The 15,091-nt window shown below is 41.2% G+C and carries 11 protein-coding genes; 7 read left to right on the plus strand and 4 right to left on the minus strand.

Annotation, left to right across the window (positions count from 1 at the left end; translation table 11 throughout):
* Positions 1-123: 123 nt before the first annotated feature.
* A complete protein-coding gene (locus G1O98_RS30330) occupies positions 124-450 on the minus strand; it encodes a hypothetical protein (RefSeq protein WP_163936087.1) in 327 nt (108 codons plus the stop codon).
* A 299-nt stretch (positions 451-749) separates the two neighbouring features.
* Between G1O98_RS30330 and G1O98_RS30335 the strand changes: the two genes are divergently transcribed.
* From G1O98_RS30335 to G1O98_RS30345, 3 genes are all read left to right on the plus strand, one after another.
* Entirely contained in the window at positions 750-1,601 is an 852-nt protein-coding gene (locus G1O98_RS30335) for a DNA adenine methylase (protein WP_163936090.1), read from the plus strand.
* Between the two features lie 228 nt (positions 1,602-1,829).
* A complete protein-coding gene (locus G1O98_RS30340) occupies positions 1,830-3,482 on the plus strand; it encodes an ABC transporter substrate-binding protein (protein ID WP_163936093.1) in 1,653 nt (550 codons plus the stop codon).
* Positions 3,483-3,551: 69 nt separating this feature from the next.
* Complete coding sequence (locus G1O98_RS30345; protein WP_012409030.1) at positions 3,552-4,577, plus strand: ABC transporter permease; 1,026 nt, start codon at positions 3,552-3,554, stop codon at positions 4,575-4,577.
* A gap of 7 nt (positions 4,578-4,584) precedes the next feature.
* Here G1O98_RS30345 and G1O98_RS30350 read toward each other — a convergent pair whose 3' ends face one another.
* On the minus strand, positions 4,585-5,127 hold the full coding sequence (locus G1O98_RS30350; protein WP_163936096.1) for a hypothetical protein: 543 nt from the start codon (positions 5,125-5,127) through the stop codon (positions 4,585-4,587).
* 228 nt (positions 5,128-5,355) lie between these two features.
* Here G1O98_RS30350 and G1O98_RS30355 point away from each other — a divergent pair, with 228 nt between their 5' ends.
* Positions 5,356-6,438, plus strand: coding sequence for an ATP-binding protein (locus tag G1O98_RS30355; RefSeq protein ID WP_163936099.1), 1,083 nt, complete (start codon positions 5,356-5,358; stop codon positions 6,436-6,438).
* The gene (locus G1O98_RS30360; RefSeq protein ID WP_163936102.1) at positions 6,435-9,167 is read left to right on the plus strand and encodes an ATP-binding protein; all 2,733 of its coding nucleotides are present in this window, start codon (positions 6,435-6,437) and stop codon (positions 9,165-9,167) included. The genes G1O98_RS30355 and G1O98_RS30360 overlap by 4 nt, the downstream gene beginning before the upstream one ends.
* Positions 9,168-9,514: 347 nt before the next feature.
* Here G1O98_RS30360 and G1O98_RS30365 read toward each other — a convergent pair whose 3' ends face one another.
* On the minus strand, positions 9,515-10,630 hold the full coding sequence (locus tag G1O98_RS30365) for an ABC transporter permease (RefSeq protein ID WP_012409033.1): 1,116 nt from the start codon (positions 10,628-10,630) through the stop codon (positions 9,515-9,517).
* A gap of 146 nt (positions 10,631-10,776) precedes the next feature.
* Here G1O98_RS30365 and G1O98_RS30370 point away from each other — a divergent pair, with 146 nt between their 5' ends.
* A complete protein-coding gene (locus tag G1O98_RS30370; RefSeq protein ID WP_243458584.1) occupies positions 10,777-12,027 on the plus strand; it encodes a transposase in 1,251 nt (416 codons plus the stop codon).
* A 127-nt stretch (positions 12,028-12,154) separates the two neighbouring features.
* On the opposite strand, the gene G1O98_RS30375 is transcribed toward G1O98_RS30370, so the two are convergent.
* Positions 12,155-13,036, minus strand: a complete 882-nt coding sequence (locus G1O98_RS30375) for an Npun_R2479 family HD domain-containing metalloprotein (protein ID WP_012409034.1) — start codon at positions 13,034-13,036, stop codon at positions 12,155-12,157.
* 567 nt (positions 13,037-13,603) lie between these two features.
* Here G1O98_RS30375 and G1O98_RS30380 point away from each other — a divergent pair.
* A complete protein-coding gene (locus G1O98_RS30380) occupies positions 13,604-15,061 on the plus strand; it encodes an efflux RND transporter periplasmic adaptor subunit (protein WP_163936110.1) in 1,458 nt (485 codons plus the stop codon).
* Positions 15,062-15,091: the final 30 nt, after the last annotated feature.

Here is a 15,091-nt window from a genome sequence, read left to right on the forward strand (position 1 = left end):
GGGGAGCAGGGGAGGCAGGGGAAGCAAAGGAAGAAAGAATAACTAATGCTCAATGCCCCATAGCCCATACCCAATTCCCCATAGCCCATGCCCATGCCCAATACCCAATACCCAATACCGATCCTACTGAACCACCAAATGGATATTTTGCAGTTGGCACTTTGCCTCAGCTGTGTTTAGGCGTTCAATTACCTGTTCAGCACTCATCAAACGCTTGAGTACTACTTGACCTATGCTAGTACCTGCTGTGACTGGTATTGTCGGCTTCACTTCCACGGTTAAAATGGCTTCTTCAACTCGATAAAGCCATAGCAATTCGTTTTCTTCCACTAAACAAATATTCATTCGCTGAATATCTGGTTGCCGTCGCCATGCAGTTACTTGCCAGAGTCCATCAGATGCCCAGACTCTAGCAACTGCCCATCCCTCAGATAGAAAGAAATACTTCACGCTTTTAGTCTCACTATTAAACTTTCAATCTGCTGTTTACGATTACGATATCTTATATTATTTGTTAATTATGTATAACTAATAATAATTTAAATTAAAGCTATTTAAATTATTATTGCTTAATTTTAATAAAAATAAATTCTTCTTTGTATTAGACGTAGCTCTGTACAAATAATAACAAGATTACATATTTAAATATTGAGCTAATAATTGTATTCTGTTACTAACTTTACAATAAATTTAATGTATGCTTTGGATACTAAATGCCAAGCATAACATTAGGAAGATTTTAGGTAACTATGGACAAACCGATAAACTCACCATTTAGATATCCTGGTGGCAAATTTTATGCTCGAAATTTGATTCTTAATCATATTCCTTCTCACTCTTATTATGTTGAACCTTTTGCGGGGGGTGGTTCTATTTTTTTTGTAAAAGACAAAGTACATATTAATTGGCTCAATGATATTGATGAATTATTAATAAATACCTTATTAACAATTCGAGATCAACCAGAAGAATTAATCAAATTTTTAGCAGGGGAATCTGCTACGAAAGAAAGACATACATATTACAAAAATGAATTTATTCCACAAAATCAATTAGAACGAGCTGGTAGATGGTTTTACCTTAACAGAACCTCCTACTCTGGGATTATGAATCATCAAAACTGTTATTGGGGGTATGGTGACAAATACAGTATGCGTCCAGAGAATTGGCCCAGAAACATACGTCGAACTTCAGAGAAACTTCAAAACGTTAAAATTACTAATCTCGATTTTGAAGAAGTTATCGAAGCTGTACCCAATGGATCTTTTTTATTTATTGATCCTCCTTATTTTAATGCAGATCAAGATAAACTTTATGCTCATTCATTTTCTAAAGACGATCACTTCAGGCTATGCCAAATATTAAATAGATATAAGGAAAAAATAAAATTCCTTATAACTTATGATAATAGCGAAATAATTAGAAATCTATATGAATGGGCATTGGAAATACACGACAAAGAATGGAATTATACAATTAGTAGAAGTGATGATCAAAAAAATGCGAAAAGTAAGCAAGATAACTTTAAAGGTGGACGATATAAGGGAAAAGAAATTTTTATATTAAATTACTCTTCTCTTGACTCTACTTCTCCAAATTAGGAAAAGTTAATTTAGAAGTTTGAATTATTATGACGAGGTAAAGTTCTGCACATTATAGTAAGCATTTAATTGTTTTTACTTAATGAACTTGAATACACATAAATTTATCTATTCGAGCAAAATCTTCTATAAAAAGTATCTAAAGTAGTAATTAATTGTAAAGTTTTCTATAAAACTAACAAATATATAGTATAATCACTGACTTCTCATTACATGAAATTTAACTGTATGACCTGGTTTTCCTTGTCCGTGCAACGGTGGGGTCGGATTACACAATTCCTATCTTTGTTCTGTCTATGCTTATTTTTAGTTGTTAGTTGCGCTCCTCGTCCACAGCCTCCTACGCCACCATCGGGTTCTGCAAATAGCCCTACAGGTGATGGTCGTATTACGATAGGTACAACAGCAAAGCCGAGAACCCTTGATCCAGCTGATGCTTATGAGTTAGCATCCTTGGGTTTGGTGTTTAATATGAGCGATCGCCTCTACACCTACGAACCAGGTAGTACGGAAATTAAGCCCCAGCTTGCGACAGCATTACCTAAAGTCAGTCAAGATGCCTTAACTTATACCATCCCCTTACGTCAGGGAGTGGTTTTTCACGATGGGACTCCCTTCAATGCCGAAGCAATGGCGTTTACCATCAACCGCTTTATTCAAAATAAAGGAAAACCTTCATTCTTACTAGGTGATATAGTAGATTCGGTAAAAAGTACAAGTGAGTATGAGTTAACCATTAAGCTGAAAAAGCCCTTTGCAGCCTTTCCTTCACTGCTAGCGTTTCCTGGGGTATGTGCAGTTTCGCCAAAAGCTTACGAACTCGGCGCTGGTAAATTTAAGCCGAATATTTTTGTGGGAACTGGCCCTTACAAGTTAGCGCAGTATGGTACTGATTCAATAAGATTTGATACGTTTGATAAATATTGGGGAGAAAAACCAATTAACAAGGGTGTTAACCTCCAAATTCAAACTAGTCCGGTTAATTTGTTTAATGCTTTCCGTACAGGTGCTGTAGATGTGGCTTATCTATCGCTACAGCCAGATCAAAATCGGAGCTTAGAAGAAGGTGGTAAAAAAGGGGATTGGCAAGCGATCGCAGCTGAAGGTAGTGTAGTAAGCTATCTGGTATTGAACCGGAATCAAAAGCCTTTAGATAAATTAGAAGTCAGACAAGCGATCGCGTCAATAATTGACCGTCCACTCTTAAATGAGCGGGCCTTACTTGGTCAAGCAGATCCGCTTTATAGCATGATTCCCACAACATTTAATGTTTCTGTGCCATTATTCAAAGATGCTTATGGCGATGCTAACTTTGATCAAGCTAAAAAATTGTTAACTACTGCTGGTTTCTCCAAAGAAAATCCGGCAAAAGTCCAAATTTGGTATCCTTCTAGTTCGCCTACTCGTAGTTTGGCAGCACAGACGCTCAAATCTCTTGTCGATGCCAAAATGGATGGAATTCTGCAATTTGAAGTTACCCCTGCGGAAGGCCCGACATTTTTTAAAGACATTGCCAAAGGATTATATCCAGGAGCTTTACTTGATTGGTATCCAGACTTTTTAGACCCAGATAATTACGTCCAGCCATTTTTGTCTTGTGACAAAGGTTCAGTTGCTAAAGGATGTGAAGATGGAGGCAGTCAAACTCAGGGTTCGTTCTACTATAACGAAGCGATGAATAAACTGATCGATCAACAACGCAAAGAACTGAATCCCGAAGCGCGTCAGAAAATTTTTGCAGAAATTCAAAAGCAAGTAACTGCTGATGTACCTTATGTTCCCTTATGGCAAAGCAAAGACTATGTATTTGCTCAAAAAGGTGTGAACAGCGTACAACTTAACCCAACCCAAATTCTGGTTTACCAGACAATTAAAAAGTAGTCATTAGTCCTCTGTCATTTGTCATTTGTAAAAATAAATGGCAAATGACAAATAATAAATAAGTAAAATATGTCTCGCTCTAAAGCTTTACAATATTACATAGTTTCTCGGTTGCTTCTCGCACCACTTCAGCTATTAACAATTATCACCATTGTCTTTCTCTTATTAAGAGCAACACCAGGAGATCCCGCAGATGCAATTCTTGGTGGACGTGCGCCAGAAGCTGCTAAAGAAGAATTGCGGAAACAACTAGGTTTAAACTTTCCTTTGTGGCTACAATATCTCAATTATTTGGGAAGCATACTGCGCTTTGACTTGGGAACGTCTCTAATGAGTCGCGGACAGAATGTTTGGGACATAATTGGGCAATATTTCCCGGCGACGGTGGAGTTAGCAGTCTGTAGTATGGCGGTTGCACTCATCGTTGGAATTGCGGTTGGGACGCTTTCAGCTTCTCGTCCTGGGACATATTTCGATGTTGGTGGGCGCTTGTTTGGGATTATCACCTATGCACTCCCCATGTTTTGGGCGGGAATGCTTTTACAGTTGATTTTCTCAGTCCAACTGGGTTGGTTTCCCAATTCCAACCGCTTTCCGCCTAATCTTCCGGCTCCCACTCCTGTGACTGGGTTGTATACAATTGATAGCTTACTCGGTGGAAATCTCACCCAGTTTTTCACATCTTTGCACCATCTTGCCCTACCGAGTCTGACTTTGGGAATTTTGCTGAGTGGGATTTTTGAACGAATTGTGCGAGTAAATTTAAAGCAAACCTTGCAAGCAGATTATGTAGAAGCCGCTAGAGCTAGAGGTATTGGTGAAAATAAGATTTTAGCCTCCCATGCCTTAAAGAATGCTCTAATCCCAGTAATTACAGTGTTGGGATTAACTTTTGCCTCTCTGTTGGGTGGGGCGATTTTGACAGAAGTGACATTTTCTTGGCCTGGGTTAGCAAATCGACTGTATCAAGCGATCGCTGATCGCGATTATCCCACAGTCCAAGGAGTGTTAGTCTTTTTTGGTGCGATCGTTGTGAGTGCCAGCATTTTAATTGATATTTTAAATGCTTATGTAGATCCGCGAATTCGGTATTAAGCTGAAATTACCGTCCAACGTCCAAGTCAAAATTAAAGCTACTGTCAACGATCCTGTTGCTACCAACATATTTGATAATGGGTATGTTAACTCGGTGCTGTCCTGGTTGAAGTTTCCAAGTTTTTTGGAAGTTACCAATATTATTACAACCAGCATTAATCAGGAAGGTATTAGGAGTGAAAAGACCATTTTTATAATTCTCAACTCCATTTGGAAACAGATAACTTTTTACTTCTACTCGATTGACTAGAGCTTTAGATGGTATGCAATAGCTGATGTTTGATAGTCTTAGAATATCTCCAGCTTTTAGAGGTATGCGATCGCGATTTTTGACTTGCTGAGGTTCGTTGCTATTAAACTGTACAGTGATGTGAGAAATGCATACTTTAGTTGCAGAAGTTTGATTGCATTCTGAATCAGAAGTAAGAGAAATATGAGCTTCAGTATTAGTCTTTCCGTTTACCGCAATCCAAGCAGCACCCAAAACGCCAATCAAGCCTATGATAGCTACTGTCAATGGCACAATTACGTTGTCAGTTGAGACTCTCATAGTAATTTACCTCCTCAAAATCAGTTTTATTAATAAATAACCATTGACAACAGCATATATTTTGCTTGGAATAAAGTCCCAGAAAAGCCTTTCCGGTTAACAAAAAAATTACCGGAAAAATTCTTCCGCATTTTTAGATATCTGGAAAATGGTATATTTAAATTCTGTTTGGTTAAAATCTAGAAGTGCAGATTAGCTTGCCAAGGTGTTGAGGATAATGGCAAAAATATGAATTCTTGGCAAACCTTTCTCGTAATGGATGTATTTCGTCAGTATGGTTTAAGCCCTACAGAACAAGAGATTTTTCTGGCAAAATTTCCTGATGAAAACACTGTTAACAACAATAATCAGGTTGCAGACCAATCATTAGAAAATAAGCAACTTCCCGACACAGCAGAGACTGTGAGGAGGCAGATGTGGACGATATATAACCGACGATTTTCTCCCCAGCAAGACCGCGAAGGATTTCTGGAATTTAATCATAAAAGTAGTAGAAGTAAAGATATAAAATTTCTAGCTTGGTTAAAAAATAAGTATTCGCAATGGCTGGAAACACAAAATTATAAGATTGTTGATTCTGTCTCTACTTACACAGAGAATCCATTTACTCCCCTGAATGACATCATCACTGACCAGCATCTACTGTACGGTCGGGAAAGAGACATTACAAGGATATTTGAAACCCTAAACAGCGGCAGTAGCGTAGCACTGATTGGAGAGAAAAAAATCGGTAAGTCTTCTCTACTCCAAGCTATTTACCAACAAGCACAACATCGATTGCTCAAACCCCGCAAAGCAATTTATCTTAACTTAAGCCTAATTTTTAACGATGATGACTTTTATGATGAACTCTGCGAGAAAGTTCAGATGCCTGTCGAGAGGGGTCGGCAATTAATTCGTAATTTACAACAACAGCAACTATTGCTGTTATTAGATGAAGTAGAACAAATGACTTGGAAGGGTTTTACCAGAGACTTGCGCCAACAACTGCGTGGTTTAGCTGACGGACAGGCTAACCCACCTCTGCGCTTGGTGATTACAGCCAGCGAACACCTAGACGTTTTATTTCCTGATAGTCGAGATAATCCTTCACCCTTCCAAGGCGTTTGCATTGAAGAAATTATCCAGCCTTGGAACGAAAATATAGTCCGTGGATTTATTCACAGTCGTTTAATGAATACTCCGGCTAGTTTTTCAGAAGAGGAAATTATTCAACTAATCAAAGAAAGTTGCGGACATCCCCAGCGACTTATGTATTCGTGTCATCAAATCTATTCGCAGTACATACAGAGGATGAAAACTGAATTATGACCCAACAACCTCCTGTACCACGTTTAGACTTAGCACCCAAGTTAAAGCGTCCCCTGTCTATTTGGAACCCTTTGGATTATCTGCGCCTTTTGTACTGGGTGTTTTTCTTTCCCCAGGCTTTGCGATGGTATGTGAATGAATCCGGAGGCAGGCATATTTCTGAAAGGAACATGAATTTGCGGAAGCGATGGGAGTTATTGGGTCAAAATGCTATCCAACGTCAGTTACTTTTATTTTTCCAAGGATTAGTTTTAACAGTAGTCACATCTCTAGCTGTAGGTTTAATTTTTCAGGCAGTAAACATTCCTGTTAGCTGGTTCGCTGTAGCTTTAGGCGTAGCGTTGAGCATGATGTTAAGCGTGATTTTAGGAGTGATGTCAGGAGACGTGGCAGGAAGTGTGGCGTTCGGTGTAGCGTTCGGTGTGACGTTAGGCCTGACGTTAGGCGTGGCGGTAGCCGTGCTGAGAGGCATAGTGGAAGACGTGACGTTCGGCAGGGCATTAGGCGTGACACTATGCGTGACGGGATGTGTAGTGTTTGGCATAACATTGGGCGTGCTGGAAGGTTTTGGGGGAGGTGTGGCGTCAGGCGTGGCAGGAAGTATGGCTTCCGGTGTGGTGTTTGGCGTAACGTCCGGCGTAATGGGAGGCATAATGTTAGGCGTAGCGGGAGGCGTAACAGTCTGCTTGGAGGTATGCCTGGCTTTTGCCGTGGCGGTACTGCGTCCAGAAACCTGGCTTATTGGCTCATTTTTAAACTTGCGAATCATACAAAACGATAGTTGGCTAATGCCCCGCATCACTCCACTTCCTCTTCCTAATCTTGTTTGGCGCTTGGAAACTTGCTTGCAAAATGATTGGGAAACAGGTTTACATAATACTAATGAAGTGCTGGCATATACTCTACAGTTCATTCCTGTTGTCCAAGCAGTCAATAGAGTACTTGCCAAAATACCCTCAGAGCAAATGATTTGGGCTGCCTCTCGACTGGCGGCAAATCCTTTTGATTGGAATATAGTACGTTTTGCTTCAGCTTCTCTAAATGAAACCCTAAAGTCAAGGTTTCTCAGAAATTTTTTCGACTTATTCTACATCTTTAGCTCTGAGCCAAAAGATTACCTAGCTCGTCTTAACACATATCCTCTTTATACAGATACTCGTTTAGATACTCCTGCCCACGCTGCTGCTGCTGGTTTCTGGTATCTGCATAAAAAACAACCAGTGAAAGCATTAAAGGCTTTTACAGTAGTGCGTTCTCTACTTTACGGAGAGGAAATGTATACCCTTGCCCAAACTCTAGCGGCGTTTAATCAAGCTCAAAAACCAGGCTCTATTGCTGCTATCCAAGTTCTTTCTTTTCCACGGGAACCTCTTTTACGTCCAGTCACCTGGAAAATGCTTACTACTCTGCGTCGAGTTGTTGAGGATGTCCAACTGATTGAACGAACTGTATCACGTTCAGCCAGGTCTTTAGCTCTCAATCGAGCATTAGGCGAACTCACAAAAATCCTAAATCAAGCCGACACCTTGTTGCAAGCAGAACAAGGGTTAATTATAGATATCGCTAAAACTTGGAAAGACAGCCTTTTAGAAATTGCTGGTGAAGTGGGGGAAATTTCCATCACCAAGCCTGTAGTTAGTCCTTATGTTATGGGCGACCCCGTTCAAGGTCATCTATTTGTTGGGCGAGAAGATATCATCAGACACTTAGAAGAACTCTGGGTTATGGGTAATCAACTCCAGTCTATAGTTCTCTACGGTCACAGGCGTATGGGCAAAACCTCTATTTTAGTTAACGTTGCTAACCGTTTAGAGTCACAGATACAGCTAGCTTATGTCAACTTGCTACGTTTGGGAGATAGCCCCCAAGGTGTCGGTGAAGTATTGATGGCAATTTGTGATGAAATTTCTCAAACTGTAAAACTTCCACCCCCAACTGACGCTGATTTACTAAATCTCCCCTACCGGACTTTTGAACGCTATTTAAAACAGGTAGAAGCACAGTTAGATGGTGGGTTAATCATTGCCTTAGACGAGTTTGAGAAAATTGAAGATTTAATTGAAGCGAAAAAAATTCCTATGGACTTTATGGGTTTTTTGCGCGGTTTAGTGCAAATGAGTTCTAAAATCGCCTTTGCATTTGCTGGTTTGCACACTTTAGAAGAGATGACAGCAGATTATTTTCAACCCTTCTTTGCCAGTGTCATTCCTATTCATGTAGGCTTTCAAGAACGTGCAGCTACACGCCAAATTCTTGCTAATCCAGATAATGAAGACTTCCCTCTCGACTACATCCCGGAAGCTTTAGATGAAATTTATGCTTTGACACACGGTCAACCATATTTAGTGCAACTACTGGGTTTTCAGCTAGTGCGCCGCTACAATGACTTTGTTTTTGAGCAAGGGCGATCGCGTGACCCAGTTTTCACAGTAGAAGATGTGGAAGCAGTTATCAATGATCCTGAGTTTTTCAAGCGGGGACGCTACTACTTTGATGGGGTTTGGGGTCAGGCGGCGCGGGGTGCTGAGGGTCAACAAGCAATTGTACGAGTACTTGCACCTCACCCAGAGGGTTTAAGTCTGGATGCCTTAGCTCAATCTACAGGTATGAACGACGCTGATTTACAGGAAGCGCTGAATACTCTGAAGCGTCATGATGTGGTTGAGGAAACTCAGGGAAACTGGCGGATTATGGTAGAACTTTTTCGCCGTTGGGTTTTACAGCAGTAGAGTAGAGCGATCGCATTTGCTATTTTGGCGACTCCATTTGCTATTTCGGCGTTCACATTTGCTATTTCGGCGATCGCATTTGCTATTTCGGCGATCGCATTTGTTACTTCAGCATTCGCATTTGCTATTTCGGCGATCGCATTTGCTATTTCGGTGATCGCATTTGCTATTTCAGCGATCGCATTTGTTACTTCAGCGTTCGCATTTGCTATTTCGGCGATCGCATTTGTTACTTCGGCGATCGCATTTGTTACTTCAGCATTCGCATTTGCTATATCAGCGTTCGCATTTGCTATTTTGGCGATCGCATTTGTTATTTCGGCGATCGCATTTGCTATTCTCAGAGCTTATCTTCTCAAACTCCGAGGGTCGAGTGCATCTCTGAGGCCATCACCGAGTAAGTTGAATGCTAGCACTGTGAGAATAATCAGCACAGCCGGCGGCCAAATTAACCAAGGTTGCAGTACCAAAATAGAAGCATTGCTAGCCAGAGAAAGCATATTGCCCCAAGAGGGGTCTGGTTGTTGAATTCCCAAGCCGATGAGACTTAGTATCGCTTCTGCGCCAATAAAGCTGGGAATTGCAAGAGTAGCAGAGATAACTACATAACTAGCCGTTTGCGGCAAGACGTGGCGGAGGATTATATAAAGTGGGTTTGCGCCCATCGCGCGTGACGCTTGAACAAATTCTCGCTCTTTAATTGATAGTACCTGTCCTCGAATGACTCGTGCTAAACCAGCCCAGCTAATAACCGAAGTAATCACCACAATCAGCAAAAAGCGCTGGGTACTACTTAAACCAGGTGGTAAGACTGCTCCCAAAGTCACCAAAAGATAAATACTAGGGAAAGTCATTAGCACTTCTGCCAAGCGCATAATGACGCTATCAGTCACACCGCCTAAATAACCGGAAATTCCACCGATGAGCAAACCAAGGGGATAGGTAATGATAATGCCAAAAATCCCAATAAACATACTGATGCGACCGCCATGTAAGAGGCGACTAAATTGGTCGCGGCTTTGGTCATCAGTACCTAAGATATTGACTTTTGCGTCAGTTGTTGTGCCAAATAAATGCCAATTTAAGGGAATACCAGGAAAAATTGTGACTTCATCCCACTTGGGGGGTAGTGGCAAACTCATCTGCAACAATCGGTATTCTGGCCCGGAAACAAATAGACGTACAGGTGATGGCTTTTTGAAGTCTACAATGAGTTGGCGATCGCCTGTTTCTAAATTTGTGTCTCCCTGAGTTGTGGGATAAACATGGGGCCCGATAAACTGTCCTGATTGAGAAACCCAGTGTATCTGAGTTGGCGGCAGCAGTGAACCATTAGGCTGTGAGGCATAAGGGTCATAAGGAGCCACGAAATCTGCTGCAATTACTGCTATGTAGAAAATTAACAGCAAAATTGCCCCAAATTGTGCCAAAGGATTTTTCTTTAGTCGTCGCCACCAATCCATAGTAGTTAGGAGTTATAAGTTATGAGTTTATGAGTTTTAAAGTTTTATCAAAAAATTGGGTCTAAAACCCCGTGCTTCTAGCATGGCTTTATATTTACTAGCGCTGCACTTGCCACTAAATATACGAAAATAGTGGAATGCTAACTATGAATTACCGCTATCGAATCTATCCCAACATCACTCAAGAACAGTCGCTCCTTGAGTGGATGGATGTTTGTCGCGTTGCCTATAATTACGGGCTGCGAGAAATCAAGGATTGGTGCAATAGTCGGAAGTGCATGGTTGACAGATGCTCGATTGTCCATGAGTACATCATAGCTGCTGACTTGCCTTTTCCCAGCGAAGTGAAGCAACTTAATGCCTTACCAAGCGCTAAAAAAGTATTCCCCCGATTGGGTCAAGTGCCAAGTCAAGTTTTGCAACAAGCACTTAAACAATTGCACCGAGCATGGGATGGATTTCAAAAAGTTGGGCATGGATTCCCCAGGTTTAAAAAGTTTGGGCAATTTAAATCTTTGTTGTTCCCCCAGTTCAAGCAAAATCCTGTGGACGGGGTACATATTGCCTTGCCCAAACTGGGGCTGATTCCAATTAACTTGCATCGCCCAATCCCAAGCGGATTTGTGGTTAAACAGGTTCGGATAATTAACAAGGCTAATATTTGGTACGCTGACATCAATATTCAATGTGATGTTAACGTTCCCAGTCCAATGCCTCATGGTCATCCGATTGGGGTAGACGTTGGACTTGAAAAGTTTTTGGCAACTAGCGACGGAGTTCTTGTAAGGTCGCCTAAATTCCTGAAGGTGATGCAAAGCAAGCTGAAATTGCTGCAACGCAGACTTTCTAGGAAGAAAAAGCGCTCTTTTAATTACGAGAAACAACGCATTAAAGTTGCTAGACTGCACCACACTATTGACAATATCCGTAAGGATTTCCACTTTAAACAAGCTCATGCCCTTTGTGATGCTGGTGATATGGTCTTCATGGAAGATTTGGATTACCGCACTTTGGCTAAGGGGATGCTTGGCAAACAAATGCTTGATGCTGGCTTTGGGCAGTTCCGAACTATCACCAAGTACGTTTGTTGGAAGCGTAGTAAATTCTTTGGCGAAGTCAGCGCTAGGGGGACTTCTCAAGAGTGTCCTGAGTGTGGTGCAACAGTTAAAAAAGATTTGAGCGTTAGAGTGCATCATTGTGAAAATTGTGGATACTTAACAGACCGCGATGTTGCTAGTGGACAAGTAATTAGAAATAGAGGAATAGAACTCATTAGTACGGCGGGACACGTCGGAATCCAAAACGCCTATGCAGACGGTTTGCCAGCAATTGAGATATCTCAGTCTAGGTCAAAGTCGAAAACCCGTAAGGGAACAACTAGGAAGGCTAAGAAGTGATTCTTAGAAGCTCCGAGGCTTCAGCCCAGAGTCATGTCACCTTAATTCATAACTCATCATTCTCAACTTCCCACTACCCACTCCTAATTCCTGTACAGACACAGATTTTTCGCGTCTCTCCTAACTCTCAACTACCCACTCCTAACTTCTCTAAATACTTCTGCTGTTCTTGCTGTTGTTTTTCGTGTTCTACAACAAACACGTTTGAGTAGAGATTAGCGAGAATTTGTTTGCCCTGTTGTGTCAATGATAGGTAATGCAGCCCTTCTTGGATATAGGGATAGACTCCATTCCAGTAAAACTTAGCGTAGTTATTCCGTAAATCGGCAGGGGTTTTATAGCCCAAAACTTTATTTACACCAGTTTCTTCAAACTCGTAAAATAAAGAAGTAATTTTTTTCAGATAACGTGGGTCGCTTAGTTGACCAATCAAATCAGCAGCCCGGACTAACCCAGCAAAGCACTTTGTATCTTGATGATCTTCTGCCGCAGGCACGGGAAATCGTGTTAGTTCAATATTGCTTTTAATTGCCTCAGCATCTATTAACTTGTGACCTCCAAAACGCTCATCAATAAAAAGCTTGGCTCTATCAACGTGATACGGCGTGAGACTGGCATCAGAAGCGCCAGGAGCTACAGAAACCATTTTGCCATTTTTACCTGTGGAATATAAGCCTACTGCCTCTTGGTCTAGTCGGCAAACTCCCTTAACGTAGCCAATATCATGGCTCACTAAGGAAATAATACAATGCAACCAGTCTTCACTGGAAACACCGCCTTCTCTGATGTGTTTGCCACGTAAGATTTCTTGCCCCACAAGGGTGACAAGAACTGTGTGTTCAACATTGTGATAAAGGGCATCGCTATTGGCAATGTTTTCCAAAGCCATGTTACCAGCCCAGGCGATAATGTCCTGATAATCATTTTTGAAGCAGCCATAAGTGCGACGGTAGCCTTCTCTAATTTCATTTACAAAGGCATCAATTAAAATTTCAGTGGCATTGAACATATCTGGTGACTCTGGTAAATATCAATTATTTATTGATTTGATTGATTTCAAAATTCCACTATCAGGATCGCCCTGGCTGGAATTTAGGGTAATGGAGTTTGCTCATTTGTAACTCACGTCTAGCTGTAGACGCTAGCTTGAACTATCCCTGGATGTACGACTTCCTGACGAGACAAAGGCTTTAAAAGAATTAGGGTTTGCGTAGATAAAAGCTTTTACTGGTTTAATAACATACATTGATAGCTCAAATTTTAATTAAATAATTCTAGATTAGCTTTATCAGTTTTTCATATATAAGCATTGGTTGACGGTGATCTAAATGGATATATTGTGTGATTTAGAGTAGCTAGATGAGATGAAATAATTTCTTGTATCATAATCTACAGAAAGGCTTCAAGTATTTGATAGCAGTAATTTTTCTTAGCAAAGAAGTTCTATTATATACGGTTAAAAATAAAAGACATTTACTATGAAATGCGTCATAGTTGATGGGAAGTAAATAAATTTCAAGTTTTCTTAAGAAAATACCAAGATTGGTATGGGTAGACAGAAAGTGGAGGTCGGACTGTGAGCGATGAAAGTGTTTCAGAAATCGAGGTGGAAGAACCTATAACCTCTGAGGATGCTAGCTTTTTGAGCAAATCAGAGCAAAAACCAACTAAGGCATGGTTGAAGCCATTATTTTTGGGTGCTGGTTTAGGAATTGCGATCGCCTTTGGTGGAATGAGTATATTAAGTCATCTTCCATCCCGCCAACAAAACGCGGTAGCAGCTAAAAAAATTAACCCATCAATGACAGTTACCATTGCCACAGTAGAAGCCGCCCGTGTTGTGCGTACTCTTAAAACTACTGGAACTGTTGCAGCACGTGATTTAATTCCGGTTTTACCACAGACAAACGGTTTACAAATCAAAAGTATCCCTGAAGATGTGAAAGAAGGGGTTTTTGTCAAAAAAGGTCAAGTTTTGGCGGTGTTGGATGGTTCCATACTGCAAAGCCAAATTACCCAAGCAAAGGCAGATGTCGAATCAAAACAAGCCGATGTGGAATCCAAACAAGCAGATTTGGCATCCAAGCAGGCAGATTTAGCATCAAATAAAGCCATAGTCCAGCAAAAACAAGCAGATTTAGCTCAAGCGAAAGCAAAGCTAGAAGAAGCCGCCAAAAATTATCAGCGCTATCAACAACTAGCTGATTCTGGAACCATTAGTAGGCAAGAACTTGATACTCGTTCCTACGCTGTAAAAACTGCCATACAAGTTGTGAATCTATCCCAAGAAAACCTGCGTAGTGCCCAGGCCAATATCGGCAGCGCCCAGGCTAATATTAGTAACGCTCAAGCTATTATCAACAAAGCCAAAGCTGATGTCCGCAGCAGTGCCGCTAGGGTGCAACAACTACAAACTCAGTTGGAACAAACTGTGGTGCGTGCGCCAGTTTCTGGAGTCATTGCGGAGAAATTGGCCAGAGTCGGTGATGTGACTGGTGTACCGCCGCAAACGCAGGTGGGAACCGTGATTGGTGGCACACAAAAGCTATTTTCGATTATCCGAGATGAAAAGTTAGAACTTCAAGCGAAGGTTCCTGAAATTCAATTAAATCAAGTGAAAATTGGCGCATCTGTGCAAATTACTTCCGATGTCGATCAGCGCGTGCGATCGCAAGGACGAGTCAGAGAGATCCAACCACAAGTGAACGATCAAAGGCGAGAGGCTACAGTCAAAATTGACTTACCGCCAACAACTTTGCTTAAACCAGGGATGTTTGCGAATGCTGCAATTACTACTAACTCAGGGATGACGATGGTAGTGCCGCAAAAAGCAGTCCAATCTCAAGCAGATGGAAGTGTAATTGTATTCACCTTATCAAGTGGAGATATAGTTCGCAGTCAGAAAGTGGACTTAGAAAATCCTACAAATGGCGACAAAGTAGAAATCAAGAGTGGGTTGCAATTAGGCGATCGCATCGTAGTTGATGGTGCAGGATATCTCAAAGATGGTGATAAGGTTCGAGTTGCAAATTGAAGGGAATGGGGAATGGGGAATGGGGAATGG

The sequence above is a fragment of the Nostoc sp. UIC 10630 genome (assembly GCF_010747425.1).
GTDB lineage: Bacteria > Cyanobacteriota > Cyanobacteriia > Cyanobacteriales > Nostocaceae > Nostoc.